This is a genomic window from Streptomyces inhibens, from assembly GCF_022221585.1.
In the GTDB taxonomy this organism is placed as follows: Bacteria; Actinomycetota; Actinomycetes; order Streptomycetales; family Streptomycetaceae; genus Streptomyces; species Streptomyces inhibens.
The window spans coordinates 8,797,592-8,820,791 of sequence record NZ_CP084681.1 but is presented as its reverse complement, the minus strand read 5'-3'; the positions used below and the strand labels follow the sequence as shown (position 1 = coordinate 8,820,791).

Genomic DNA, 23,200 nt, shown 5'->3' with positions numbered 1-23,200 from the left:
CTCAGCTCGGCACCCGGTGCCGGACGGTCGAGCCGGAGCGGTCCTTGACGACCTCCAGCTGGGTGGGGATGCGCGCCTTGAGGTCCGCGACATGGCTGACGATGCCGACGCTGCGGTCGCGTTCGCGCAGTGAGTCCAGGACGTCCAGCACCTCGTCCAGCGTCTGTTCGTCCAGGCTGCCGAACCCCTCGTCGATGAAGAGGGTGTCCAGCCGGGTGCCGCCCGCCTCGTCGGTGACGACATCGGCGAGCCCGAGCGCCAGCGCGAGCGAGGCGAAGAAGGTCTCGCCGCCGGAGAGGCTGGAGGTGTCGCGCTCGTGGCCGGTCCAGGCGTCGATGACATGCAGACCGAGGCCGGAGCGCCGGGCGCCGCCGGCCCGTTCGTCGGAGTGGACGAGGGTGTAGCGGCCGGCGGACATCCGGTGCAGCCGTGCGGTGGCGGCGGCCGCGACCTGTTCGAGCCGGGCGGCGAGCACATACGACTCCAGGCGCATCCGCCGCTCGTTCTCGGTGGAGGTGCCGGAGGCCAGCGCGGCGAGGCGGGCGATGCGGTCGGAGGCGGCGCGCAGCGGAGCCAGTGCCCGGGCGTCGGCCTCGGCCTGGGCGGAGAGCCGGTCGAGTGCGGTGCAGCGCTCCGTGGCCGCGGCATGGGTCGCCGAGGCGGTCCGCAGCCGCCCCGCCGCGGCCTGGTGCGCGACGTACGCGGCGTCCGGGTCCGCGGGCGGCAGCGCCGCGGCGGCGAGGGCGTCGGGATCGGCCAGCTCCGCTTCCACCGCGGCCGATTCGGCCTGCCAGTCGTCGAGCCGCTGCTGGAGCGCGCGCCAGGCGTCGTCGCGCAGCAGCGCGTCGGCGGCGGCCTGCGGGGTGTCGAAGCCGGCGCGGTAGGCAGCGTCGGAGAGTGCGGCGTCGGCCTCCTTGAGCCGCTGGGTGCAGGCGTTCGCCGTACGGGACGCCTCCGCCGCCGCGGCGAGCAGGGCGACCTGCCGCTCCAGCCGCCCGGCCCGGTCCGCCACGCTCGCGCAGTCGCCCCGCGCCTGGGTCAACTCCTCTGCCAGGGCGGCCCGTTCGCGGTCCAGCGCCTCGCGGTGGGAGGTGCGGGCGGCGGCCCGGCGCTCCGCCTGCTGCTGCTCGGCGCGGCGTCGTTCGTACTCGCGCTCGGCGCGTCCGAGCGCCTCGCGGGCGGCATGGAGATCGGCGCCGAGCGCATGGGCGCGGGCGAACTCCGCGCGCAACTCCTCAACCTGCGCGGCGAGTTCGCCGGCCGCACTGTCCCCCGCCGTGGCGGTCGCGCCGGCCAGCGCCTCCTTGACCGACTGACAGTGGGCCTCCGCCTCCCGACGGGTCTCCTCGGCCCGGCGGTGGCCCGCCTGCGCGGCCTCCTCGGTCGCCCGGTCGACATGGCCGGCGCCGGCCCGGGCCGGGTCGGGGTGCTCGGTCGCGCCGCACACCGCGCACGCCTGACCGTCGCACAGGCCGTCCGCGAGCTCGGCGGCGATCCCGCGCAGCCGCCGGTCCTTGAGGTCGAGCCAGTGCTCATGAGCCTGTGCCGAACGCTCCCTGGCGGCGAGCAACTCCCCTTCCGCGGCGCGCAGTTCACCGGCGAGCCGGTCGCGCAGGCGGGCCGCCTCCAGCCGTTCGGCGGCCGGTTCGATCCGGGCGCCGAGCTGTTCGGCCCGGGTCGCGGCCTCCTGGGCCGTCTCGATGCGCTGCTGGTGGACGCGGCGGGCGGTGTCCCATTCGGCGAGCCACTCAGCGGCGTCCAGCAGCGTCTGGTCGTCGGCGCGCGCCTCGCGGTCCAGGCCGGCCCGTTCCCGGGCGATGTCGGCGGCCCGCCGCTCGGCCCGCCGGGCCGCCGCGAGTGATCCCAGGTCTTGTCTCAACTGCCGTTCCAACGCGGCGAGTTGATCACCCTCGGCGTCCGTGAGGTCGGGCGGCAGCGGGCTTCGGCGCTCGCGCTCGGCGCGCTGGGCGGCGTCCAGCTCGCGCCAGGCGGCGTCGCGCAGGGCGAGCGCGGGCGCGACATCCGCGGCCGCACGGGCCCGCTCCAGCCGCTCGCGGGTGCGCTCGCGCTCCTCGGCGTGGGCATCGAGCCGGGCGGCCCGGTGCCGGGCGTCGGCGTACCGCTGCTGGAGCCGGTCCCGCTCGCGGGCCTCGTCCAGCCGCCGGACCGCCGTCCGCTCCGCCTCCTCGGCCGCGTGCACCGCCGCCTGGGCGATCTCCAGCCGCTCGCGCGCGCTCACCCGGGCCACGGCGGCCCGCACCAGCACCGCCTCGGCGAATCCCGGCTCCCCCGGGCCGGGTACGGCCGGCCGCTCGGCGGCCGCGCCACGAGCCGGTCCGGCCGCCGCACCCCGCCCGGCGCGCTCCACCGCCCCGGCCTGCCCCGGTACGGTCGCGGTCATCGTTGTCGTAGCCGTCGTGGCCGTAGCCGCCGCCCGGCCCCGTCCGCCGGCCGCCGCGGCACCGCGTCCACGCGCCGGTGCGCCCTGCGCCGCCGGTCCGGTGCGGTCCGGCGCCGGCACCGACGGATCGGCGAGATCGGCGCTCTCACCGGCCGCCTGCGCCATCCGGTGCGCCAGCGCCAGCAGCCGTTCGTCGCCCGCCGCGACCTTGTCCGCCGCGGTCCTGCGCCGCGCGTTCAGCTGCTCTTCGAGCGCGGCGAACCGCCGGGTGTCGAAGAGCCGCCCGAGCAGCCGGGAGCGGGCCTCCGCGTCGGCACGCAGGAAGCGCGCGAAGTCGCCCTGCGGCAACAGCACCACCTGGCAGAACTGCTCCTTGCTCATACCGAGCAGCTGCCCGATCTCCTCACCGATCTCCTGGTGCGAGCGGCTCAGCGCCTTCCACTGCCCCTCCGCCCCGGCTGCCGCGGCCGTGGCGTCCGCCGGCACGAATTCCCGCAGCCTGCTCTGTGCCTTCTCCCTGGTCGTACCGCTGCCCCGCTTCTTGGGGCGCGGCTGCTCGGGGAGCCGGGTGATCTCCAACCGTCGTTCGCCCACGGTGAGTTCGAGGACGACCTCGGTGAGGGTCAGCGGATCGGCCAGATCGCTGCGCAGCGCCTGGCCGCTCTGCCGCGCCCCGGGCACCGACCCGTACAGCGCGAAGCACACCGCGTCCAGGACCGAGGTCTTGCCCGCGCCGGTCGGTCCGTGCAGCAGGAAGAGCCCGTCGCGCGAGAGCCGGTCGAAGTCGATGGTCTGGGTGCCGCCGAACGGTCCGAAGGCCGTGAGGGAGAGCCGGTGCAGCCTCATCGCGCCACCTCGGCCGCCAGATCGTCGACGCGTACCTCGTCGATCGCCGAGCGCAGTTCGGCCCGTTCGTGCTCATCGGCCGCGCGGCCGGACCGTACGTGTTCCACGAAGTCCTCGGCGATCTCCTGGTCGCTGCGTCCGCGCAGCCGCTGCGCGTACGAGGCCAGCGAGCGGGTGGGCCCGTCGTCGGGGTCGAAGACGAGGCTGACGATGTGCGGGAAGCGCTTGGCGAGCCGGGCCATGGGCTCGTGCGGGCGGGAGGTGTCGGTGAGCGTCGCTTCCACCCAGGAATCCTCGTGCCGGGCGTGTGCCGGGTCGTCCAGCAGCGCCTCCAGGGTTCCCCGGACACGGGCCAGCGGCCGTGGCACCGGGCAGTCCACCCGTTCGGCGCGCACGGCGCCGTCCGCGTCGAGGTCGACGATCCACGACGACTTGCGGTGCTCGGCCTCCGAGAAGGAGTAGGCGAGCGGCGAGCCGGAGTAGCGGACCCGCTCGGTGAGGGTCTGGCAGCCGTGCAGATGGCCGAGGGCGACGTAATCCACCCCGTCGAACACGGCCGCGGGCACGGAGGCGACCCCGCCGACGGTGATATCGCGCTCGCTGTCGCTGACCGCGCCGCCGGTGACGAAGGCATGCGCCAGCACCACCGAGCGCGTCCCTTCGGGCCGCCCGGCCAGATCGGCCCGTACCCGGTCCATCGCCGCGCCCAGTACCTCGGCATGGTCGGCCCGTCGTGCGCCGAGGGTGTCGCGCACCATGGCCGGTTCGAGATACGGCAGGCCGTAGAGCGCCACCGGGCCGTGGGCGTCGGCGAGGAGGACGGGGGTGCCGCAGCCGGCCGGGTCGGTCCGCAGATGGATGCCGGCCCGCTCCATCAGTCCGGAGCCGACGCCCAGCCGGCGGGCGGAGTCATGGTTGCCGGAGATCATGACGGTCGGGACGCCGAGACCGGCGAGCCGGTGCAGCGCGTCGTCGAAGAGCTCGACGGCGGCGAGCGGCGGCACCGCACGGTCGTAGACATCGCCCGCGACCAGCACCGCGTCGATCTCGTGCGCGCGCACCGTCTCGACGAGGTGATCGAGGAACGCGCGCTGGGCGGTGAGCAGGTTCACGCGGTGGAAGGACCGCCCCAGATGCCAGTCGGAGGTGTGCAGAAATCTCACCTAGCTGCTCCGACCTGCATGTTTCCCTCCCAGAGCCCACGAGTCAGCACCAACCCGGCACGGGGCCACCGGCCGACCGCATCCAGGCTAGCTTCCGTCAGCACCCCATCCATCACGGCCCTCATCCTCGCACCCGCGTCCGGGGCCGGGTGACCGTAGATCCCGGCCGCGATCCTTCCGCGCCGAGATTGACGGCTTCACGATGACCGCTCGCTCGCCCGGTCCCCTCCGCGCTGCGCTCAGCCCACCTGGACCGTCACCGTCCGGCCCGGGGCCACGGTCGGGGTGGCGTAGGTGTACGTCGTCCCGTCCACCACCTTCGTCCGCGCCGGCCACGGCACGCCGTCGACCGTGATCGTGGAGTGGGCGCCGGGGAAGCGGGCTTCCCACGTGTAGGCGGACGCCCCCGACGTATTGGTCAGCATCGACTTCGTGGACCCGTCGTGCCTCAGGGAGAAGGTGCCGGCGCCGATCCGGAGGTCGTCGATCTTCAGCCAGTCCATGCCGGACGGCAGCCGGGACTGGGTGGTGAGGGCGTGTGCAGGGGCATTGGGCGCGACGCCCATCAGGCCCTCGACGGTCTGGCCGAGCAGGGTGAAGGAGACCTCGGGATAGTCGCCGTTGGTGCCCTGCTTGGCGTTGACGTGCTGGATGTCCTTCTGGTCGTAGACATACTTCATCCACTTCCAGGCGGTGTCGCTGCGGTTGTTCTTGAAAAAGGTGTCGGGCAGGTAGGTGATCGCCTCGATGTTGGACGGCTTGCCCGAGCCCGAGGCCTGCTGGTCGATGTAGTCGAGGTAGGCCTCTCGGCGGGCGCCGGGGTCGATGATCTGCTTCAGCGGCATGAACCAGCTGTTCTCCTTGCCCCAACCGGTCAGCGCACGCCCGTCGGTGGTGTAGGCCCGCACCATGTTCCCGGCCGACCCGGTACCGCTCCAGGTCGAGTTGAAGTACGTCTTCAGATCCCGGGCCTTCTTGTCGTACGTCGCGGCGAGCGTGCGGTCACCCTTGCCGCGGGCGAGCGAGGCCATCGCGAGGTACGCCTGGTACTGGGAGCCGATCGCGTCGCCCGCCTCGGCGAGCGGCTCACCGCTCTCCTCGTTGTAGCTGGCGGTGCCCTGGAAGATGCCCTGGCCCGTACCCTCGGCGACCTTCACACTGCCGTTGTCCTTGAGGCCGTTGTGCAGATCGATGAATTCGTTGGTGGCGTGGCGGTAGAAGTCCCACATGGCCGGGTCGTTGACGTACGCACCGTCGCCGCTCCACCGGTACGCCTCAGCAGCCTTCTGTACCAGCTCGAAGGTGGCGGGGACCTCGCGGACGAAGCTGGTGGGGCTGCCGTAGTCGATCGAGAGGTACGTACGGGCGTCGAAGTTCAGCGCCCACACCGGGTAGTACTTGTGCTCCGCGGTGGCGGACGCGGCGTACGAGCGGAGCATCGCCTTGTTCTCGGCGCTCAGGCCGAGCACCCCCGCGCCGGCCAGCTGGTGGGCCATGTCGCGTGAGTAGTAGCCGCTGCGGTTGGCGTACCCGGCCCAGTAGGAGGGCGCGTACGTGCCTGTGCCGCTCCCGCTCGTGTTGTGCTCGTCGACGTTGAGCGGGCCCTGGGTGCCCGGCAGGTGGACCCAGCTGTTGGCCTTGCGCTTGGACCAGTCGAACATCTCGACGATCTTCGGGTCCGAGGAGCTGACCTTGGGGTCGGCGGGAGACGAGGGTGAGACCATCAGGTCGTCCGCGTTGACCCAGCCGTCCCCCGACTCGAACGCGATCTCCAGCTTGTCGCCCTGGGCGAGGGCGATCCGGCTGAGCGTGTAGCGCCGGTAGTTGGAGGCGCTGGGCAGGATCCGGGACGCGGCGACCTTGCCGTTGACACGGGCGACGTAGGTGCCGTTCGCGCCGCCGGTCGCGATCCAGGCCGATATGTCGTACGTCCCCCGGCCCGAGGCCGTCACGGTCTGGGAGACCTTCTTGCCCGCACCGGAGTCCAGATAGATCAGCCTGGTCCCGCCGTGCGGGGAGTTGGTGGCGACCCCGGTCCCGGAGGTGAACTGCCAGCCTTCTTGCCCTTGTTCGAAGCCGGGGTTCACCACGGTGAGCGGTGCCGGGGCCATCGCGGTCGCGCGGAGGCCACCTCGTTCGATGGGAGCCGTGGCCGAGGCCGGGGCACACAGGGTGAGCGGCGCGAGGGTGGCGAGTAGCGCGCATGCGGACAGCAGCGACAAACGGGAACGTCTCATCGGGTTCTCCCGGGCTGTGGTGGAGCGGCCGGTCTTCGTCGACTTGGGCGCGCGGCACGCTAGCAACCTCGTATGAAGGTTTGCAATGACTTCAACATGCCTCCTTGCACGACCAAGCTGAAAGTTTTCAACGATGTATTGCAAGTGCCGAGATCGCGTTGTTAAGGTCCCGGCCATCAGCTTCCGCAAAGGTGAGCGAGCAGGAGTGGGTCAGTCATGGAACTGGAACGTCGCAGAGTTCTGCAGATCGGTGGCGCGATCGCGGCCGGAGCCGGCCTCACCGGACTCACCGCCTGCTCGGGCACCGGCGATACAGGCGCTTCCGGGGCCACCGGTGACAAGAAGAAGGGGAAGATCACGGTCTGGTCCTGGCAGGGGCCGGCTGCCGAAATGAAGGCCCTCGTGCCGGAGTTCAACAAGAAGTACCCGGACATCAAGGTCACGGTCGAGGACATCGGCAACCCGGCGATCTGGGACAAGATCACCACCGCGATGGCGGCAGGCGGCCAAGGCCTCGCCGACGTGCTGCACATCGGCGTCGACTACCTTCCGGGATACGTCGAGCGGTTCCCGAACGGCCTGGCGGACCTGAGCAAGCTGGGCGCGGCCACGTACCGGGACGCCTTCGCACAAGGCATGTGGCAGACCGTTGCGCCCCACGGCAAGCGGGTCAACGCCCTTCCCTGGGAGGCGAACTCCGCAGGCTTCTACTACCGGGCCGACCTCTTCGAGAAGGCTGGAGTCGACGCCGACGCGCTGCAGACCTGGGACGAGACCATCGAGGCCGGCAAGGAGATCAAGGGGAAGACCGGAGCGTTCCTGCTCGGCATCGACAAGCCGGCCTCGCAGCCGGATTCCGCCAATGTCTTCCAGATGCTGCTCCAGCTGCAGGGCTCCTTCTACTTCAACCTCGACGGGGCGATCACGCTCGACTCCCCGGAGGCCGTGAAGGCCATGACGCTCATCAAGACGATGAACGATGCCGGCCTTGTCAGCGACCTCGCCGGCGGCTGGAACGCCTTGATGAGCTCCATCAAGAAGGGCACCGCGGCCGTCCTGCCCTGGCCCACCTGGTTCGGCGGCATCATCGAGGAGCAAGTGCCCAAGGAGGCAGGGAAGTGGAAGGTCCGCCTCCCGCCGGCCGTGCGCCGGGGCGGCTCCACCGCGGCCACCGTCAACTCCACCCATCTCGCGGTCGCAGGCAGCAGCAAGCACCAGGCCGCCGCCTGGTCCTTCATCGAGTTCGTGCTGACCCGCCCGGCCTCCCAGGTGAGCATCTACAAGGGCAAGGGCATCGCGCCGGCCCTGATGAAGGCGTACGACGACGCGGTCTTCCACGAGCCGTCGGCATTCTTCAGCGGCCAGAAGAAGGGCGAGATCTTCCTGGAGGCGCTCAAGGCACCCTCGCCCGCCTTCAACTACACCTCCGACTACGCCCGTGCGCTCAAGCTCGTCACCGACGCCCAGTCCAAGGTCCTCCTCAAGAGCGCCGACCCGGCGAAGGTCCTCAAGGAGGCCGCCGAGCAGCTCGCCAAGCAGACAGGACGCAAGGTCCGATGACCTCGACGCTCATGGGAAAGAACGCGCTGCCCGTCTCCGCCGGGGGTGTGACACAGCACCCGCGCCCCCGGCGCAGACGTGGGCGCGGGCGGCACCTGGCCCCATACCTCTTCGTCCTGCCGGCGCTGCTGCTCTTCGCCGCGTTCAAGCTCTATCCCATCGGCTGGTCCTTCGTCCTCAGCCTCCACAAGACGATCGACGGGGTCGAGACCTTCATCGGCGCCGACAACTACTTCCGGCTGCTCGACGACCCGCTGTTCTGGACCGCCCTGAAGAACACCGCGGTCATCCTGGCCGTCCAGGTGCCGGTGATGCTTGCGCTCGCCACCGGGCTCGCGGTCTCCCTGAACTCCACGCTGCTGCGCGGCCGGACGGTGTTCCGCCTCGGGTTCTTCATGCCGATGGTCACCGGCCTGGTGGCGTACGGGATCATCTTCTCCGTCCTGCTCAACAAGGACTACGGCCTGGTGAACTGGCTGTTCGGCCTGGCCGGCGTGGACGCCGTGCCGTGGCTGACCGACCCCCTGTGGGCGAAGATCTCCCTCGGTCTCGCGCTGACCTGGCACTACACCGGCTACAACGCGGTGATCCTGCTTGCCAGGCTGCAGACCATTCCGGGTGAGCTGTACGACGCCGCGGCCGTGGACGGAGCGGGTGCCTGGAAGTCCTTCGTCCATGTCACGCTGCCGGGTCTGCGCCCCGCGATCCTGCTCACCACGGTGCTCTCCACCATCGGCACCCTGCAGATCTTCGACGAGCCGTACGTCCTCACCGGAGGCGGCCCGGACAACGCGACCCTGACCATCGGTGTGTACGTGTACCAGAACGCCTTCAAGTTCTTCGACTTCGGCTACGCGTCCGCCATCGCCTACGCCCTCGCCGTGCTGATCGGAATCCTCGGCGTGATCCAGTTCCGCGTCCTGGGAGACAAGTCGTGAACACGCGTCATCGCGGCAGGGGAGCCCTGCTGACCTCGGGACTCGCCATCGTGCTCGCCGCCGTCGCCATTCCCTTCTACTGGCTGGTGATCGCGTCCACCCACAGCTCCAAGGAGATCTTCGACAGCCCGCCGCCGATGGTGCCCGGCGGGCATCTCCTCGACAACCTGACCAGCCTTCAGGAGTCGGCGCAGTTCGGCCGGGTCGTCCTCAACTCGCTGCTGATCGCGGTCGTCTACACCGTCTGCGCGGGTGCGGTCTGCACTCTCGCCGGATACGCCTTCGCCAAGTACCGCTTCCGCGGCCGCGAGGGAATGTTCGGGCTGCTCATGCTCGGGCTCGTGATCCCTGCCCAGGTCACCCTGGTCCCGCTGTTCAAGATGATGGCCGACCTGCAGTGGCTCAACACCTACCAAGCCGTGATCATGCCCAATCTGGCGCTGCCCTTCGGCATCTTCCTGATGCGTCAGTCGATGGCCGCGCTCCCCGACGAGCTGCTCGACTCGGGCCGGATGGACGGCTGTGGTGAGCTGCGCCTGTTCTGGAAGGTCGTACTCCCGCCGATGAAACCCGCGCTCGCCGCCCTGGCGATCTTCCTCTTCCTGTACCAGTGGAACGACTTCGTCTGGCCGCTGATCATTCTGCGCGACGGCGCCTCGTTCACCATCCCGGTGGCTCTCGCCTCCCTGCAGGGCCTGGACAACACCGACTACGGCGCGATCCTCGCCGGTACCTCGATCGCCGCGATTCCGATGGCCATCGTCTTCCTGGCGCTGCAGCGCCACTTCGTTTCCGGCCTGCTCGCCGGCGCCGTGAAGGAGTGAGCGTGGAAAGTCGGATTGCGGTGACCGACGGAGCCGTGACGACGGCAGAACTCACTCCCGCCCCCTATGAGCCACTGCTGGAGGAGATCTCGATCGCCCTCCTCGCTCATGCGCCCGGTATCCGGCCTTCCTGGAGTCTCGGTGAGCTCCCCGGCGGACTGCGGATGCTGGAGGTACGGGCCGAGGGCGCCCCCGTCGAGATCCGCCTCTCCGTGCCGCTCGGCGACGCTGCCGGCTACTGGCATCCTCAGGGCGGGTGGCGGCGCACCCTCCTCGCCGACTGGGACGGTCGCGCCCATGTCTCACTGGTCGACGGACATGCCGCGGGCTGCCTCTACGACCACTCCGGCGCCACCATGCTGACCTTCGCGGCAGCCGACCCGGTCCCGGAGACAACCGTCCGCTTCGGCGTATCGGAGGAGAACGACACCCACGTCGTGCATCTCCTCCTCCCGGCGTCCGACGGTCCGCACCGGCTGCTGCTCGTTCCGCGCGCGCCGTCCGTGGCGACCGCCATGAGGTCGCTGCGCGGCTGGTTCACGCAGTCGTTCACCCCTATGAAAACGCCCGATTCGGCCCGCACGCCTGTCTACTCCACCTGGTACGCCTTCAACCAGAACGTCTCCGCACAAGCGGTCGAAACCCAGGCCGAGCTGGCCGCGGGCCTCGGCTGCGGGGTGCTGATCCTCGACGACGGCTGGCAGGAGCTGGGCCACGGACGGGGCTATGCGGGGTGCGGGGACTGGCGGCCCGACCGGGCCAAGTTCCCGGATTTCACCGGGCACGTGGCGCGCGTCCGGGCGTGCGGGCTGCGGTACATGGCATGGATCGCACCGCTGCTGCTCGGCCCCGACGCCGCGTGCCACGCCACATGGGCACCCTTCGCCCCGGCCCGCGCAGGGGTGCCGGGCGCCCACGTCCTCGACCCGCGCAGGCACGAGGTACGGCGCCATGTCGTCGACCTGTGCGTAGGCCTCGTACGCGAGTTCGGCCTCGACGGGCTGAAGGTCGACTTCCTCGACGAGGCCATGGTGTACGCGGGCGACGGCGCGGGGGACGTCGGCCGAGCCATGATCACACTGCTGACGGAGTTGCGGGACGCGCTGGAGTCCGTAAGGCCTGACCTGCTGCTGGAGCTGCGCCAGCCCTATGTCGGTCCCGGCATGGCACCCTTCGGCAACATGCTCCGGTCCTTCGACTGCCCGGCCGACGCGGCCGCCAACCGGGTGCGCACCATCGACACCTCGCTGCTCGCGATCGGTGGAGCCGTCCACTCCGACATGCTGCTGTGGTCCCCGGACGCACCCGTCGAGTCGGTGGCACGGCAGCTGATCGGGGCCTTGCACTCGGTGCCGCAGATCTCCGTACGTCTCGACCGGATCCCCGGCACACACCGCGAGTCGGTCGCCTTCTGGCTGCGGCAGTGGCACCACCACCGCGACCTGCTCCTGGACGGAGAGGTCGAGCCCGGCAGACCCGATGAGCTGTACCCGCTGGTGAAGGCCGCCGCGGGCGATCACTGTCTGCTGAGTGTGCACAGTGACCGGGTGGTCCCTCTGGACTTCGCCTCGCACCGCCACTTCCACGTGGTCAACGGTTCGGCCCGTGGCCGTGTGATGGTCGAGGTGCACGGCAGCGAGGGCCGGGTCCGGGGAGTGATCCACGGGCCGGACGGCCGTATCATTGAGGGCTTGCCGAGGTTCATGCCGGAGGGGCCCCGATCACTGGCTGTCCCCCGCGGAGGTCTGGCATCGCTCACGATCACGGAAGGACCGCGATGAAGGTCGGTATCACCGACGTCGCAGCCCGCGCGCGGGTCAGCGAAGCCACCGTCAGCCGGGTGATCAACCGGCGGCAAGGCGTGTCGAAGAAGACCAGGGATGCGGTTGAGCAGGCGATGGCCGAGCTCGGGTACGAGCGGCAGACGCAGGGCCAGCTGGTGGCGGTGATCACCGAATTCGTATCGAACCCCTTCTTCGCCGATGTCGCGGAGCGCATCGAGTCGGCACTTGCGCCGCACGGGCTGAAGACGGTGTTGTGCCCCGCCTTCCCGGGGGGTGTGCAGGAGCGGGACTTCATCGCCGCTCTGGTGGACAAGGGCGTGGCGGCCGTCGTCTTCCTGTCCGCCTCGAACACGGTCGAGGGCGCGGAAACGGAGACGTACGAGCTGCTGCGCCAGCGCCGTGTCCCGTACGTCGGGATCAACGGCGAGTTCGCGGACGGGGTGCCCGCGCCGGTCTTCTCGACCGACGACGCGCTGGCCGCCGAACAAGCGGTCGACCATCTCTACCGTCTGGGGCACCGGCGGATCGGGATGGCCTCGGGGCCGGCGGGCAACCACCCCGCCGACCGGCGGGTGCAGGGCTTTCTCGACGCCATGTCCAAGCGGGGCATCGAGGACGCCAAGGATTGGGTGATCCGGCAGTCGTACACGGTGGAGGGCGGACAGGCCGCGGCGGGCCTGCTGCTCGGTCTCGGCGCCACGGCGATCGTCGCGGCCAGCGACTACATGGCCCTGGGCGCGATCCGCGGCATTCGCCGGCAGGGCCGCTCCGTACCGGCCGACGTGTCGGTGGTGGGCTACGACGGTTCGGCGATCACCGAGTTCGTGGACCCTCCTCTGACCACGGTCCGGCAGCCGGCCGACCGGCTGGCCCTGGAGGTGGGCCGCAGCGTGCTGGCGCTCGTCAGCAACAGGGACGTGCCGACCGGCGAGTTGCTGTTCGACCCCGAGCTGGTCATCCGCTCATCGAGCGGTCCGGCCCCGGAGTCACCCCAGGACTCGCCCCAGGACCGCGCCCGGCCCGGCGCCGCTGACAGAGGCCGGCGAATCGCTCAGAATCACACCTGATTCCGCGTCGGCGATGACGAGCTCGCCGACCGCGTCCGCGAGCACAGTGCGCGCCTCGGCGGGCATCCCGCCGTCGGTCACGAACGCGTCGATCAGCCGGCGGCCCCGACCGTGCCCTCGGCACCCGCTGCTCCCTCACCTGCGCCCTCTTGTCCCCCGTGCTCCGTCTCGGTGTCGGGATCCGCCCCGTGCAGATACCGCTCATCGATCCGCTTCGGCCCGAACGGCCACTCCTTCTCGTAGCGGGCCCACAGCGCGAACGCCACGACGCCCGCCGCGACCCATGCCAGCGACCATTCGATGGGGTGCCGGCCGGGCGAGTTCTCGTCCGCGTAGCCGTAGATCACCAGCCAGCCGATCAGCGCCACGACGCTCGGCAGCGGATAGAGCCACATCCGGTACGGGCGGCGCAGCCCCGGCTGGCGGCGGCGCAGCACGGTCACCGCGGCGACCTGGGCCAGCGACTGCACGATCACCATGACGGTGGTCAGCAGCGCGATGATGGTGGCCAGATCGGTGTGCCGGCCGATGAGGAAGCCCACGGCCATCACGACACCCATGGTGAGCAGGCCGAGGACGGGGAAGCGGTGGCGTGGGTGGAGCTTGCCGTACGGCCGGAAGAAGACCCGGTCGCGGGCGGCGTCGTAGGGGACCCGGGAGCCGCCGAGGAGTCCGGTGAAGACGGAGGCGACGGCGGTGATGAGGATCAGCACCGTGACGGTACCGGCGGCGCCCTTGCCCCAGGCTTTCTCCAGCACGGCGGAGGCGACGGACGAGGACGCCGTGCTGTGCGGGTCGAGCATGTCGCGCCAGTCGACGATTCCCAGGGTGCCGATCTGCAGCAGCAGATAGATCGTCATGATGCCGAGGATCGCGTAGAGAACGGCGCGTGGGATGGTGCGGCCGGGCTGTCTGATCTCGGCGCCCATGTAGGCGATGGTGTTGTAGCCGAGGTAGTCGTAGATGCCGATCGTCAGGCCGGCCGCGAAGCCGATCCAGAAGTGACTTGTCGTCAGATCGAAGGCGTGCGCGGGGTAGGTGAAGGCGCGTTCCGGGCTGAAGTGGGTGAAGGCGGCGACGATCACGAGCAGTACGGAGGCGATCATCACCGTCCACAGGACGACGGTGAGCCTGGCGATGTTCTCCACCCGCCGCCACAGCATCGCGATGATGCCCGCGGTGACGGCAAGGCCGACGAGGTCCCCCTGCCCCGGGCTCATCTCCGGCCACAGATAGCCGAGGTACTGCACAAAGCCGATCACGCCGGTGGACATCCCAAGCGGGATGAAGAGCATGGCCGTCCAGACGAACAGAAACGGCATCAGTTTGCCGGTGCGGTACTGGAACGCCTGCCGCAGATAGACATAGCTGCCGCCCGCACCGGGCAGTGACGCGCCCAGCTCCGCCCAGATCAGTCCGTCCGCGAGCGCCAGGAGCGCGCCCGCGAGGAAGCCGGTCACGGCCTGCGGCCCGCCGAAGGCGGCGACCATCAGCGGGATGGTGACGAACGGGCCGATGCCGCACATCTGGCTCATGTTGATGGCGGTGGCCTGGAACAGGCCGATCCGGCGGACGAACCCCACGCGCTCATCGAGGAGTTCAGGCATGGGTCAGCCCTTTCTCGTGCCGGCACGCATGCCGGTTCGCGGCCTGTTCTCGCCGCGCCACAGGCTGGCACGATCGGCGGGCCGGCGCACCGGTACAAACCGAATTTTCCGGCCCCGCCGGTCACACTTCCCCGTACGCCTCGCCGCCGAGCTCCAGCCGTGCCGTCCCGGCGGTGGTGTCCGCGAGCCAGGCGCGGAAGGCGTCCAGGTCGGCCTCCGGCAGCCCGATCTCGATGCGTACGTCCGCTCCGTAGCTCACCTCACGCACCGCCCGCCCCGTCGTGCGCAGGTCGTTCTCCACCCTGCCCGCGCGCTGGTGGTCGACGGTGACGGTCACCAGCCGGAAGCGCTGCCGGGTGACCGTGCCGAGCACGTCCAGCGCCTCGCCGACGACGCCGCCGTACGCGCGGATGAGGCCGCCGGCGCCGAGCTTGACGCCGCCGAAGTAGCGGGTGACGACGGCGACCACATAGCGCATCTCGCGGCGCACCAGCATCTGCAGCATCGGTACGCCCGCCGTGCCGCCCGGCTCGCCGTCGTCGCTCGCCTTCTGGATGCCGCCGTCGGCACCGAGAACATAGGCGAAGCAGTGGTGCCGGGCGGTGGGGTGCTCCTTGCGGATGCGCGCGATGAAGTCCTGGGCCTCGGTCTCGGTCGCGACGGGCGCGAGCGCACAGATGAAGCGGGACTTGTTGATCTCGATCTCGTGGACACCCTCGCGCGCGAGCGTGCGGTACTGCTCCTGCATCGGACCAGCCTATGCGGCGGCTGTGACATGCGGACACCGGCCGGTCCCGGTGGCCCGCGCCGCGCTGGGGTGTCCGCCGTAAGGGCGCGGGTGTCGGCCGTACGGGCGCAGTCCGCACGGCCAGGCGGCGTACCCGCACCGTCCGCACGGTGCGTCGGAGAGACGTCCGCGCCGCCCGTGGGCACTGTGAGGCCAGTGCGAGAGCCTCGTGTTCCGGGGCCCCGCTCGTACACGCAGGCACGGAACGGCGGGTAGGCGGAGGGCTGCATGGAAGAGAGCACACAGTCGGCGATGACGGCGGGCGTTCCCGTCACGGGCGAGGAGATGCCCGAGCCTCCGCCGGAGGTCATCGAGGCGGCACGCGATGCGCCCGACCACTGGCTGGCCATGGTGGATCTGACCTGGCAGGGCGAGGGGCCGCCGCCGCTCTGGGCGCTCATCGGACAGTGGCGGTCGGGTCCGACGGGCGAGATCGAGGAGTGGCGGGACAATCCGGAGTACCGGCCGTCACCGCAGATGCTGGACTGGCCGGAGCCGACCGACGCGGTCGACAGGGCGCTGCAGCTCGCCGCCACCGGCTACGGCTCGGGACAGGGCGTCGCCGAGGCGCTGGCCCGGGCGGAGGTCTCCGTCCTGGTCACCGCGACCGGTTCACCGCTGGCCGCCGCCTCGCCCGAGGGGACCCCGGTGATCCCCGTCTACACCTCGCAGCACTATCTCGAATCCGTGGGCCGGCTGCTGTACGACCGGCGGCCGGTGGCCGAGCTCGTCGAGCAGCTGCCGCCGGGCCATGCGCTGTACCTCAACCCGACCGGTCCGGTGAGCATGCTGGTGGACACCGAGGAGCTGCGGGCGGCCCTGGCCGCGGCCGGCGAGACGTCGGACGACGCCCGGGAACCGGCCGCGGCGGGGAAGCTGCGCCCGGGCACCGGGGCCGGCGGGGCCGAGCCGGTGGGCAGCGGCGGCCGGGCGATCGGCAAGCCGGCCCGGGCCGCCACGGGCAGCACGGTCGTCGGAGCCGGGCTGGCCGGCAGCGGAGTGGCCCGCGCCGCGAACTGAACCGCCGGCACAGAGACCCGCCCCGCCCGTCTTCCCCTTCGGGCGGGGCGTCTGCCGTTGTCTGCGTGCGGTGGGTTGCTCCGCAGGCATCGGATTTCCTTCCCGAGGCGGGAATCTCCGGGTGGTAGCGGCCGTTGATCAGCAAAGGACCGTTCCATCCCAGGAGGCAGTGCGTGTACGGCGACCCCAGCACGATCCGCAGGATCCTCACCGAGCTCGGCGACACCTGGGCCGTCGTGGGCCTGTCCAACAACGAGCAGCGCGCGGCGCACGGCGTCGCGGATGTGCTGAAGCGCTACGGCAAGCGCATCGTGCCGGTGCATCCGAAGGCCGAGACGGTGCACGGCGAGCCGGGATACCCCTCGCTCGACGCGATCCCCTTCCCGGTCGATGTGGTCGATGTCTTCGTCAACAGCGAGCTGGCGGGCGGGATCGCCGATGAGGCGGTGTCGCTCGGGGCGAAGGCCGTGTGGTTCCAGCTCGGGGTGGTCGACGAGGCGGCCTGGGACCGGGTGCGCGATTCCGGTCTGGAGATGGTGATGGATCGTTGTCCGGCCATCGAGATACCGCGTTTGGGCTGAGCGCCGAGTGCGTTGGCGTCCAGGCATGATCGTGACACGGGCCGCTGTCCCCGAAGATGCCGCCGAGCTCGTCCGGCTGCGTCGTCTGATGTTCCTGGCGATGAACGGGCGTGATGACCGCGGGAGTTGGGAGCAGGATGCGGAGGCGATGGCGCGTCGGCAGCTGACCGGTCCCGATCCGCTGCTGGGTGCGTTCGTGGTGGTGGGTGACGAGCCGGGTGCGCCGCATCTGGCGGCCTGCGCGGCCGGCACGATCGAGGAGCGGCTGCCGGCGCCGAGCCACCCCGCGGGGCGCTTCGGCCATCTCTTCAACGTCTGTACGGACCCGCGCTATCGGGGCCGCGGCTATGCCCGCGCCACGACCGAGGCGCTGCTCGGCTGGTTCGCCGAGCGGGGCGTCAGCCGGGTCGATCTGTACGCCACCGACAGCGCCGAGCCGCTCTACCGGAGCCTGGGTTTCAGCGAGCACTCCACGGCGCTGTCGCTCGATCTGCGGTCCCGCACGTCCGTCCCGTAGGCCCCAGGGCCTACGGGCGGTCGCTGGGTCGGTCGGTGCGCCGGTCTGCCGGTCGCCGAGCGCTAGGCGATGCCCAGCCCGTCCAGGACCGTGGCGCCGGGCAGTTCGGCCAGCGCCTTGCCGGGCACGATGAGCTTGCCACGGCGGCCGCCGCTGCCGATCAGGGCGTACGGGGTATCGGCGACGGCGGCGTCCACGAGCAGCGGCCAGCCGGCGGGCAGACCGATCGGGGTGATCCCGCCGTATTCCATGCCGCTCTCGCCGACCGCCCTGTCCATCGGCGCGAACGACGCCTTGCGGGCGCCCAGTTGACGACGCACCACGCCGTTGACGTCGACCCGGGTGTGCGAGAGGACGACACAGGCGGCCAGGGTGGTCTCGCCACCGCGCTTGCCGGCCACCACCACACAGTTCGCCGACTGCTCCAGGAGCCAGGGGCCGTAGGTCTCGACGAGGAGCGCGGTGTCCGCGATGGCCGGGTCGGTATCGACATAGCGCAGCTCTTCGGCCGCTACCGATCCGCTCCAGGCGCGGATCGCGGTGGCCACCGGCTCGACCAGCAGGTCCAAGCACTCGACGGCAGGCCGGACATCGTCAAAAGCATCCATCGGCACGGGCATACGCGACAAGTTAACAGTCGCGCTCTCCCGGCGTCGGGCCGTCTCAGCGGGCGAGCGGGATGATCACCGACATGGTCATCTCGACCGGTTCCGTACCGTCGTTGCGGTAGCCGTGCGCGACCTTGGCCTCGAATGTCGCCGAGGCGCCGGCGGGCACCGTGTGCTCCTCGCCGTCCACGATGAGGGTCAGCGTGCCGGACCGCACATGCATCAGCTCGACGGTGCCGGGCGGATGCGGGTCGGAGGTGCTGCTGTCGCCGGGCATCAGCCGCCAGTCCCACAGTTCGTACGGCCCTGGCGCCTCGGCGCCCACCAGGAGTGTGGTGAAGCTGCCGGCTTCGGTGGACCACAGCCGGACGGCCTCGTCGGGCGCCACGATGCGTACCTGCGGGCCCTGCTCGTAGTCCAGGAGCGTGGTGATGCTGACGCCGAGCGCGTCGGCGATCTTGACCGTGGTCCCCACGCTCGGGTTCGTACGGGCCTGCTCGATCTGGATGATCATGCCGCGGCTGACCCCGGCCCGGGCCGCCAGCGCATCAAGGGTGTAGCCGCGCTCGGCGCGCCAGTGTTTGAGGTTGCGGGCGAGCGACTGCGTGAGCTGGTCGAGGTCCGTCACGGTCCGTCCAAGTCGGAGGTCAATATATTCGATTTCGTAGTTCAGTTTCCTGCACTACGGTGTGGTGTACTTCAGCGTCCGGTTCACTGTACTGCGAGGTTTCACCATGACAGCGGTCTTCGCCCTGGCCACCAGCCTTCTGTGGGGGCTCGCCGACTTCGGCGGCGGACTGCTCACCCGACGCCTGCAGGCGCTGACCGTGGTGGTCGTCTCGCAGACGCTGGCCGCTGTCGTGCTGGGCGCCATTGTGCTGGCCACCGGCGGCTGGCGGGAGGCCGGACCGCAGCTGTGGTTCGCGGTCGGGGCGGGTGTCGTGGGACCTGCCGCGATGCTCTGCTTCTACCGCGCCCTGGCGCTCGGCCCGATGGGCGTGGTCTCCCCGCTCGCCTCGCTCGGCACCGTCCTGGTACCGCTCGGCGTCGGGTTCGTGGCGGGCGAACGGCCGGGGCTGTTGCAGGCCACCGGCATGGTGGTGGCCGTGATCGGCGTACTGCTGGCCGGCGGTCCGCGGATCAGCGGCGCCTCCGTCGCCCGCCAGACGATCGTGCTGACGCTGATCTCGGCGCTCGGCTTCGGCGCGGTGATGGCGCTGATCTCCGAGGCGTCCACGACGGTGACCGGGCTCTTCCTCGCACTGTTCGTGCAGCGGGTGTGCAATGTCGCCGTCGGCGGCGCCGCCCTGTACGCGTCGGTGCGGCGCGGCACCCCGGCACTGCCCGAGGGCGGCTTCGCGGCCCTCCGGGGTTCGCTGCCCGCGCTCGGCTTCGTCGGTATCGCCGATGTCGCCGCCAACGGCACCTACGCCATCGCCGCCCAGCACGGCCCGGTCACCATGGCGGCGGTGCTCGCCTCGCTCTACCCCGTGGTCACCTCGCTCGCCGCGCTCGGCGTCCTCAAGGAGCGGATGCGGGCGATCCAGACGGCGGGCGCCTCGCTCGCACTGGTCGGCACGGTCCTGCTCGCCTCCGGCGGCTGACGCGGGCGGGCCCGGCACGGCCCGCCTGACGGCGCCTCAGGACGCTTCGTACGCCTCCCCGGCCTGCGCGGGCTCCTCGGCCCGCCACTCCCCCAGCGCGACCAGCTGCTCCGGGGTGACGCCGTCGGGGATCGGCACCGGCGCCGGCGTACGCAGCGGCGGCTGCCAGCCCTCCTGCGGGTCCCAGCTGCGAACGACCTTGGCGGGCGCGCCGGCGACCACCGCATGGTCGGGGACCTCACCACGGACGACGGCGCCGGCCGCGACCACCACATTCCTGCCCAGCCGCGCGCCGGGCAGGATGACCGCGCCGGTACCGATCCAGCTGCCGGCGCCGATGGCGACCGGGGCGGTGCGCGGCCACTGCTTTCCGACCGGCACATCGGGGTCGTCGTAACTGTGGTTGGTGGTGGTGAGGTAGACACCGGGACCGAAGAAGCAGTCGTCGCCGATCGTCAGCCGGACATCCGCGATCACATGGCTGCCGCGGCCCAGCACCACACCGTTCCCCAGCGTGAGGATCGGCTCCGGGCCGAGATCGAGGTCCGGCATCATCCCCGCGGTCAGCGTCACGTCCTGGGCGATGATGCAGTGGTCGCCGATCTCGATCCACGGGTCGCCGAAGACCGTGCCCTGCGGGAAGGCGAGCCGGGTGCCGGTGCCGATCCGGCGGAAGCGGTACGGACCCGGGCGATCGGCCGTGACGGCCGCGGTCTCTCGCACCCAGCGCGCACCGCGATGGACGGCCCGCGACACGGCCCGGCGCCGCCAGGCCGCGAGAGATGAGAACACGTTCTGGTTTATCGGCACCCGCACACGGTACTCAGCCCGCCGGGCGACCGGCCGCGCGCCGGGCTGTGATCTTCGCCCCACCGGCGTCCGCCCCCGCCCGCCGGTGCGCCCGTCGTCTACGGTGCTGTTGGCGCGGCACAGAAGTGGCGAGGAGATCCAGAGATGGCAGGACGGGCGTTGATTTCACCGGTGGGCGGCAAGGAGCCGAGGGTCGATCAGAAGGCATTCACCGCCCCGACGTCCGTCGTACTCGGCGAGGTCACCATGGCCGCGGGCGCCAGCGTCTGGTACCACGCGGTGCTGCGCGCCGACTGCGGCCCGATCGTGCTCGGAGCCGACAGCAACATCCAGGACAACTGCACCGTGCATGTCGATCCCGGCTTCCCGGTGACCGTCGGCGACCGGGTCTCCGTCGGGCACAACGCGGTCCTGCACGGCTGCACCGTCGAGGACGATGTACTGATCGGCATGGGCGCCACGGTGTTGAACGGGGCGCACATCGGCGCGGGCTCGCTGGTCGCGGCGCAGGCGCTGGTCCCCCAGGGCATGCGGGTACCGCCCGGCTCACTGGTCGCCGGGGTCCCGGCAAAGGTCAAGCGGGAGCTGACCGACGAGGAGCGCGAGACCATCAAGCTCAATGCGGCGATGTACCTGGAACTGGCGGCGCGGCACCGGGAAGCGGTGACGGACGCCGAGGGCTGAGCCGACCGCACCGCCGGCGCGACTCCACCGCCGAGCCGCTCCGGCCACGACGTGCCGGGTGCGGCCCGTATCGGGAGCGCACCGCGTCCAGGGACCTCAGCGGCGCCGGGAGAGTTCGGCGACGGTCAGCGCGGACGTCAGCAGCTCCGCGTCGAAGAGGGACGCATCCGCGAGGCGGTTGGCGTTGGCGTACGCGTTCATCATGAGCTTGGCGGTCCGCAGAGCCGAGGGGGACCTGCGGACCAGCGGCTTGGTCCACCGTGCGACCGCGTTGTCCAGCTCTTCCTCCGGTACGACCTTGTGGAGGATGGACAGCTCCTGCGCCTTCGCGGCATCGAAGTTGTCGGCGGTCAGTATCAGCTCACGGACCTTGGCCGCCCCCGCCTCGTTCAGCAGCCGCGGCATGATGCCTCCCCAGGCGGGAGGCACCCCGAGACCGAGTTCCGGCAGCCGGAAGCGGCAGTTGTCGGCCCCGACCCGCAGATCGCAGAACACCGCGAGTCCCACACCGGCCCCGACCACCCCACCGTGCAGCCGCGCAACGGTGACCGCGTCAGTGGTCGCGAGGGCGTCGCACACCCGGCGCGCCTTGTTGCCGAGACCGCGCAGAGCCACTCCGCTGGGGTCCTCGGCCAGTAGTGCCGGGAACTCCTTGCGGTCTCCACCCAGGCAGAAGTCGTCCCCCGCACCGGACAGGACCAGCACCCGGGCACCGGACTCATCGTCCAGGGCGCCGAGGACGGCGAGGAGTTCGTCGAGGATCAGCCCGGATATCGCGTTACCTGTCTCCGGGCTGTTCAACTGCACCTTGAGGACCGGCCCTTCGTGTGTCACGAGAAGGGTCTTGAAGTCGTGCATCATGGTCTTCCTTGTTCGTTGTTCCGCGCTTCTGAGGGGTGCGACGCATCAGGCATGCGCTACCTGAAGCGCCATGAGACGACGGAAGGCCACCCGCGGCGCCCAGACTGGAGCGGAGCTGATTCGCAGGCTCGGCAGGCGCTTGAGCAACGAGGTGAGCAGGCACGTTGCTTCCAGGCGGGCCAGTGCGTTGCCGAGGCAGTAGTGGATCCCCCCGCCGAAGCTGAGGTGGGGTGCCTTGCGGCGAATGTCGAAGAGGCCGGGCTCGGCATACCGGTCCGGGTCGTGATGGGCGGCACCGACCATGAGCTGCACCATCTCGTGCCGGCGCACGGTCACCCCGGCGAGTTCGGTGTCCTCGGGGGCCACCCGGCTGATCATGTGTATCGGGGCGTCGTAGCGCAACACCTCGTCGATCGCACCCGGTATGTGCTCGGGATGCACCCGCAGCCACTCCAGTTGCTGGGGGTGCTCCAGGAGCAGCCGCACCATGCTGGAGAGCAGATGCGAGGTCGTCTCCAGCGCCGCCAGGACCATGAAGAGCGCGAGGGCGTAGACGGCTTCGTCCGCGGCGTGCCGGTCCGATTCGAGTGCGTCCCAGGTCCGGAGCCAGCTCGACACCGGATCGTCCCCGGGCGACCTCCGGCGTTCTTGCACCAGCCCGGTGAAGTACTGCCGCAAACGATGCGTCGCGGCGTCGGAAAGTGCGAGCTGACTCGGCGACGGAAACAATTCCTGGGTGAAAACCTGGTCGTGGGTAAGCGACCGCAGCAGCGGGTAATCCGCAGGGGGGATTCCCAGCCATTCGCCGATGGTAATCACCGGCAATTCATCGCCGACCAGCGCGACAAAATCGGCTGGACCGTCCCGCAGTTCTTCTGCGAGCCGGTCAAGCAGCCGCTCCGTCGTCCGCTCGACCGAAGACTTCATTATGTCCAGAGACTTTCGGTCGAACATATTTCCCAGCGACCGCCGCACCTGGGTGTGATACGGCGAGTTGAGCATGGGCAGGGTATCGCCCATCTGGCGCGAGGCAGCCGCACTCCAACGCCCCGCATCATCCTGGCGAGTCCGCCAGCCGGTATCGGGCACCCGCCAGGATCTGCTCCTCAACACCTGATGGCACACGGTGTAGGAGGTTGCCAGGTGCCCGCCCCACGGAGCCTGAACAATTTCCCCCATTGCCCTGAGCTTTGCGTACAACGGCAATGGATTCGACTGTCCGCCGGCCGTGCGCAGACGAGAGAAAAGTGAAACCACAGTACGCCGGTCAACGGGTGCGGTGGCCAGGGCGGACTCCACGG

The 23,200-nt window shown here is 70.6% G+C and carries 20 protein-coding genes; 10 read left to right on the top strand and 10 right to left on the bottom strand.

What is annotated here, in order from left to right; translation table 11 throughout:
• Window position 1: 1 nt before the first annotated feature.
• From KI385_RS39510 to KI385_RS39500, 3 genes are all read right to left on the bottom strand, one after another.
• The gene (locus tag KI385_RS39510; protein ID WP_238576825.1) at window positions 2-3,247 is read right to left on the bottom strand and encodes an AAA family ATPase; all 3,246 of its coding nucleotides are present in this window, start codon (window positions 3,245-3,247) and stop codon (window positions 2-4) included.
• Entirely contained in the window at window positions 3,244-4,410 is a 1,167-nt protein-coding gene (locus KI385_RS39505; protein WP_238576824.1) for an exonuclease SbcCD subunit D, read from the bottom strand. Before KI385_RS39505 ends, KI385_RS39510 begins: the two co-directional genes overlap by 4 nt.
• Before the next feature lie 239 nt (window positions 4,411-4,649).
• Window positions 4,650-6,647: a carbohydrate-binding protein gene (locus KI385_RS39500; RefSeq protein ID WP_238576823.1), complete on the bottom strand. Its 1,998-nt coding sequence runs from the start codon at window positions 6,645-6,647 to the stop codon at window positions 4,650-4,652.
• 216 nt (window positions 6,648-6,863) lie between these two features.
• Between KI385_RS39500 and KI385_RS39495 the strand changes: the two genes are divergently transcribed.
• The 5 genes from KI385_RS39495 to KI385_RS39475 are packed head-to-tail and all read left to right on the top strand — an operon-like array spanning window position 6,864 to window position 12,820.
• Window positions 6,864-8,207, top strand: coding sequence for an ABC transporter substrate-binding protein (locus tag KI385_RS39495; protein ID WP_238576822.1), 1,344 nt, complete (start codon window positions 6,864-6,866; stop codon window positions 8,205-8,207).
• Window positions 8,204-9,145 carry a carbohydrate ABC transporter permease gene (locus KI385_RS39490; RefSeq protein ID WP_238576821.1) on the top strand — a complete coding sequence of 314 codons (942 nt, stop codon included), beginning with the start codon at window positions 8,204-8,206 and terminating at the stop codon, window positions 9,143-9,145. The genes KI385_RS39495 and KI385_RS39490 overlap by 4 nt, the downstream gene beginning before the upstream one ends.
• On the top strand, window positions 9,142-9,969 hold the full coding sequence (locus tag KI385_RS39485; protein WP_238576820.1) for a carbohydrate ABC transporter permease: 828 nt from the start codon (window positions 9,142-9,144) through the stop codon (window positions 9,967-9,969). Before KI385_RS39490 ends, KI385_RS39485 begins: the two co-directional genes overlap by 4 nt.
• A gap of 2 nt (window positions 9,970-9,971) precedes the next feature.
• Window positions 9,972-11,750 (top strand): glycoside hydrolase family 36 protein, encoded by a 1,779-nt coding sequence (locus KI385_RS39480; RefSeq protein ID WP_238576819.1) that lies wholly within the window; start codon window positions 9,972-9,974, stop codon window positions 11,748-11,750.
• Complete coding sequence (locus tag KI385_RS39475) at window positions 11,747-12,820, top strand: LacI family DNA-binding transcriptional regulator (RefSeq protein WP_238576818.1); 1,074 nt, start codon at window positions 11,747-11,749, stop codon at window positions 12,818-12,820. The genes KI385_RS39480 and KI385_RS39475 overlap by 4 nt, the downstream gene beginning before the upstream one ends.
• 92 nt (window positions 12,821-12,912) lie before the next feature.
• Here the strand turns inward: KI385_RS39475 and KI385_RS39470 are convergent, their stop codons facing one another.
• Together KI385_RS39470 and KI385_RS39465 are read right to left on the bottom strand one after the other, a co-directional pair.
• Window positions 12,913-14,427 (bottom strand): APC family permease, encoded by a 1,515-nt coding sequence (locus tag KI385_RS39470; RefSeq protein ID WP_238576817.1) that lies wholly within the window; start codon window positions 14,425-14,427, stop codon window positions 12,913-12,915.
• A 121-nt stretch (window positions 14,428-14,548) separates the two neighbouring features.
• Window positions 14,549-15,175, bottom strand: a complete 627-nt coding sequence (locus KI385_RS39465) for a YigZ family protein (RefSeq protein ID WP_238576816.1) — start codon at window positions 15,173-15,175, stop codon at window positions 14,549-14,551.
• A 267-nt stretch (window positions 15,176-15,442) separates the two neighbouring features.
• Here KI385_RS39465 and KI385_RS39460 point away from each other — a divergent pair, with 267 nt between their 5' ends.
• The 3 genes from KI385_RS39460 (at window position 15,443) to KI385_RS39450 (ending at window position 17,332) form a co-directional block, all read left to right on the top strand.
• On the top strand, window positions 15,443-16,234 hold the full coding sequence (locus KI385_RS39460; protein WP_238576815.1) for a type VII secretion system-associated protein: 792 nt from the start codon (window positions 15,443-15,445) through the stop codon (window positions 16,232-16,234).
• A 173-nt stretch (window positions 16,235-16,407) separates the two neighbouring features.
• Window positions 16,408-16,815 (top strand): CoA-binding protein, encoded by a 408-nt coding sequence (locus tag KI385_RS39455; protein ID WP_238576814.1) that lies wholly within the window; start codon window positions 16,408-16,410, stop codon window positions 16,813-16,815.
• A gap of 25 nt (window positions 16,816-16,840) precedes the next feature.
• Window positions 16,841-17,332 (top strand): GNAT family N-acetyltransferase, encoded by a 492-nt coding sequence (locus KI385_RS39450; RefSeq protein ID WP_238576813.1) that lies wholly within the window; start codon window positions 16,841-16,843, stop codon window positions 17,330-17,332.
• 62 nt (window positions 17,333-17,394) lie between these two features.
• On the opposite strand, the gene KI385_RS39445 is transcribed toward KI385_RS39450, so the two are convergent.
• Both KI385_RS39445 and KI385_RS39440 read right to left on the bottom strand, forming a co-directional pair.
• Window positions 17,395-17,940: a YbaK/EbsC family protein gene (locus KI385_RS39445; RefSeq protein ID WP_397884685.1), complete on the bottom strand. Its 546-nt coding sequence runs from the start codon at window positions 17,938-17,940 to the stop codon at window positions 17,395-17,397.
• Window positions 17,941-17,995: 55 nt separating this feature from the next.
• The gene (locus KI385_RS39440) at window positions 17,996-18,568 is read right to left on the bottom strand and encodes an XRE family transcriptional regulator (protein WP_238576811.1); all 573 of its coding nucleotides are present in this window, start codon (window positions 18,566-18,568) and stop codon (window positions 17,996-17,998) included.
• Between the two features lie 106 nt (window positions 18,569-18,674).
• On the opposite strand from KI385_RS39440, the gene KI385_RS39435 reads away from it, so the two are divergent.
• Window positions 18,675-19,544, top strand: a complete 870-nt coding sequence (locus KI385_RS39435) for a DMT family transporter (protein WP_238576810.1) — start codon at window positions 18,675-18,677, stop codon at window positions 19,542-19,544.
• Window positions 19,545-19,580: 36 nt separating this feature from the next.
• Here the strand turns inward: KI385_RS39435 and KI385_RS39430 are convergent, their stop codons facing one another.
• Window positions 19,581-20,354: an acyltransferase gene (locus KI385_RS39430; protein WP_238576809.1), complete on the bottom strand. Its 774-nt coding sequence runs from the start codon at window positions 20,352-20,354 to the stop codon at window positions 19,581-19,583.
• 144 nt (window positions 20,355-20,498) lie between these two features.
• On the opposite strand from KI385_RS39430, the gene KI385_RS39425 reads away from it, so the two are divergent.
• Window positions 20,499-21,038, top strand: coding sequence for a gamma carbonic anhydrase family protein (locus tag KI385_RS39425; RefSeq protein WP_238576808.1), 540 nt, complete (start codon window positions 20,499-20,501; stop codon window positions 21,036-21,038).
• A 96-nt stretch (window positions 21,039-21,134) separates the two neighbouring features.
• Here KI385_RS39425 and KI385_RS39420 read toward each other — a convergent pair whose 3' ends face one another.
• Together KI385_RS39420 and KI385_RS39415 are read right to left on the bottom strand one after the other, a co-directional pair.
• Window positions 21,135-21,899 (bottom strand): enoyl-CoA hydratase/isomerase family protein, encoded by a 765-nt coding sequence (locus KI385_RS39420; RefSeq protein ID WP_238576807.1) that lies wholly within the window; start codon window positions 21,897-21,899, stop codon window positions 21,135-21,137.
• Between the two features lie 45 nt (window positions 21,900-21,944).
• A complete protein-coding gene (locus KI385_RS39415) occupies window positions 21,945-23,198 on the bottom strand; it encodes a cytochrome P450 (RefSeq protein WP_238576806.1) in 1,254 nt (417 codons plus the stop codon).
• Window positions 23,199-23,200 lie beyond the last annotated feature (2 nt).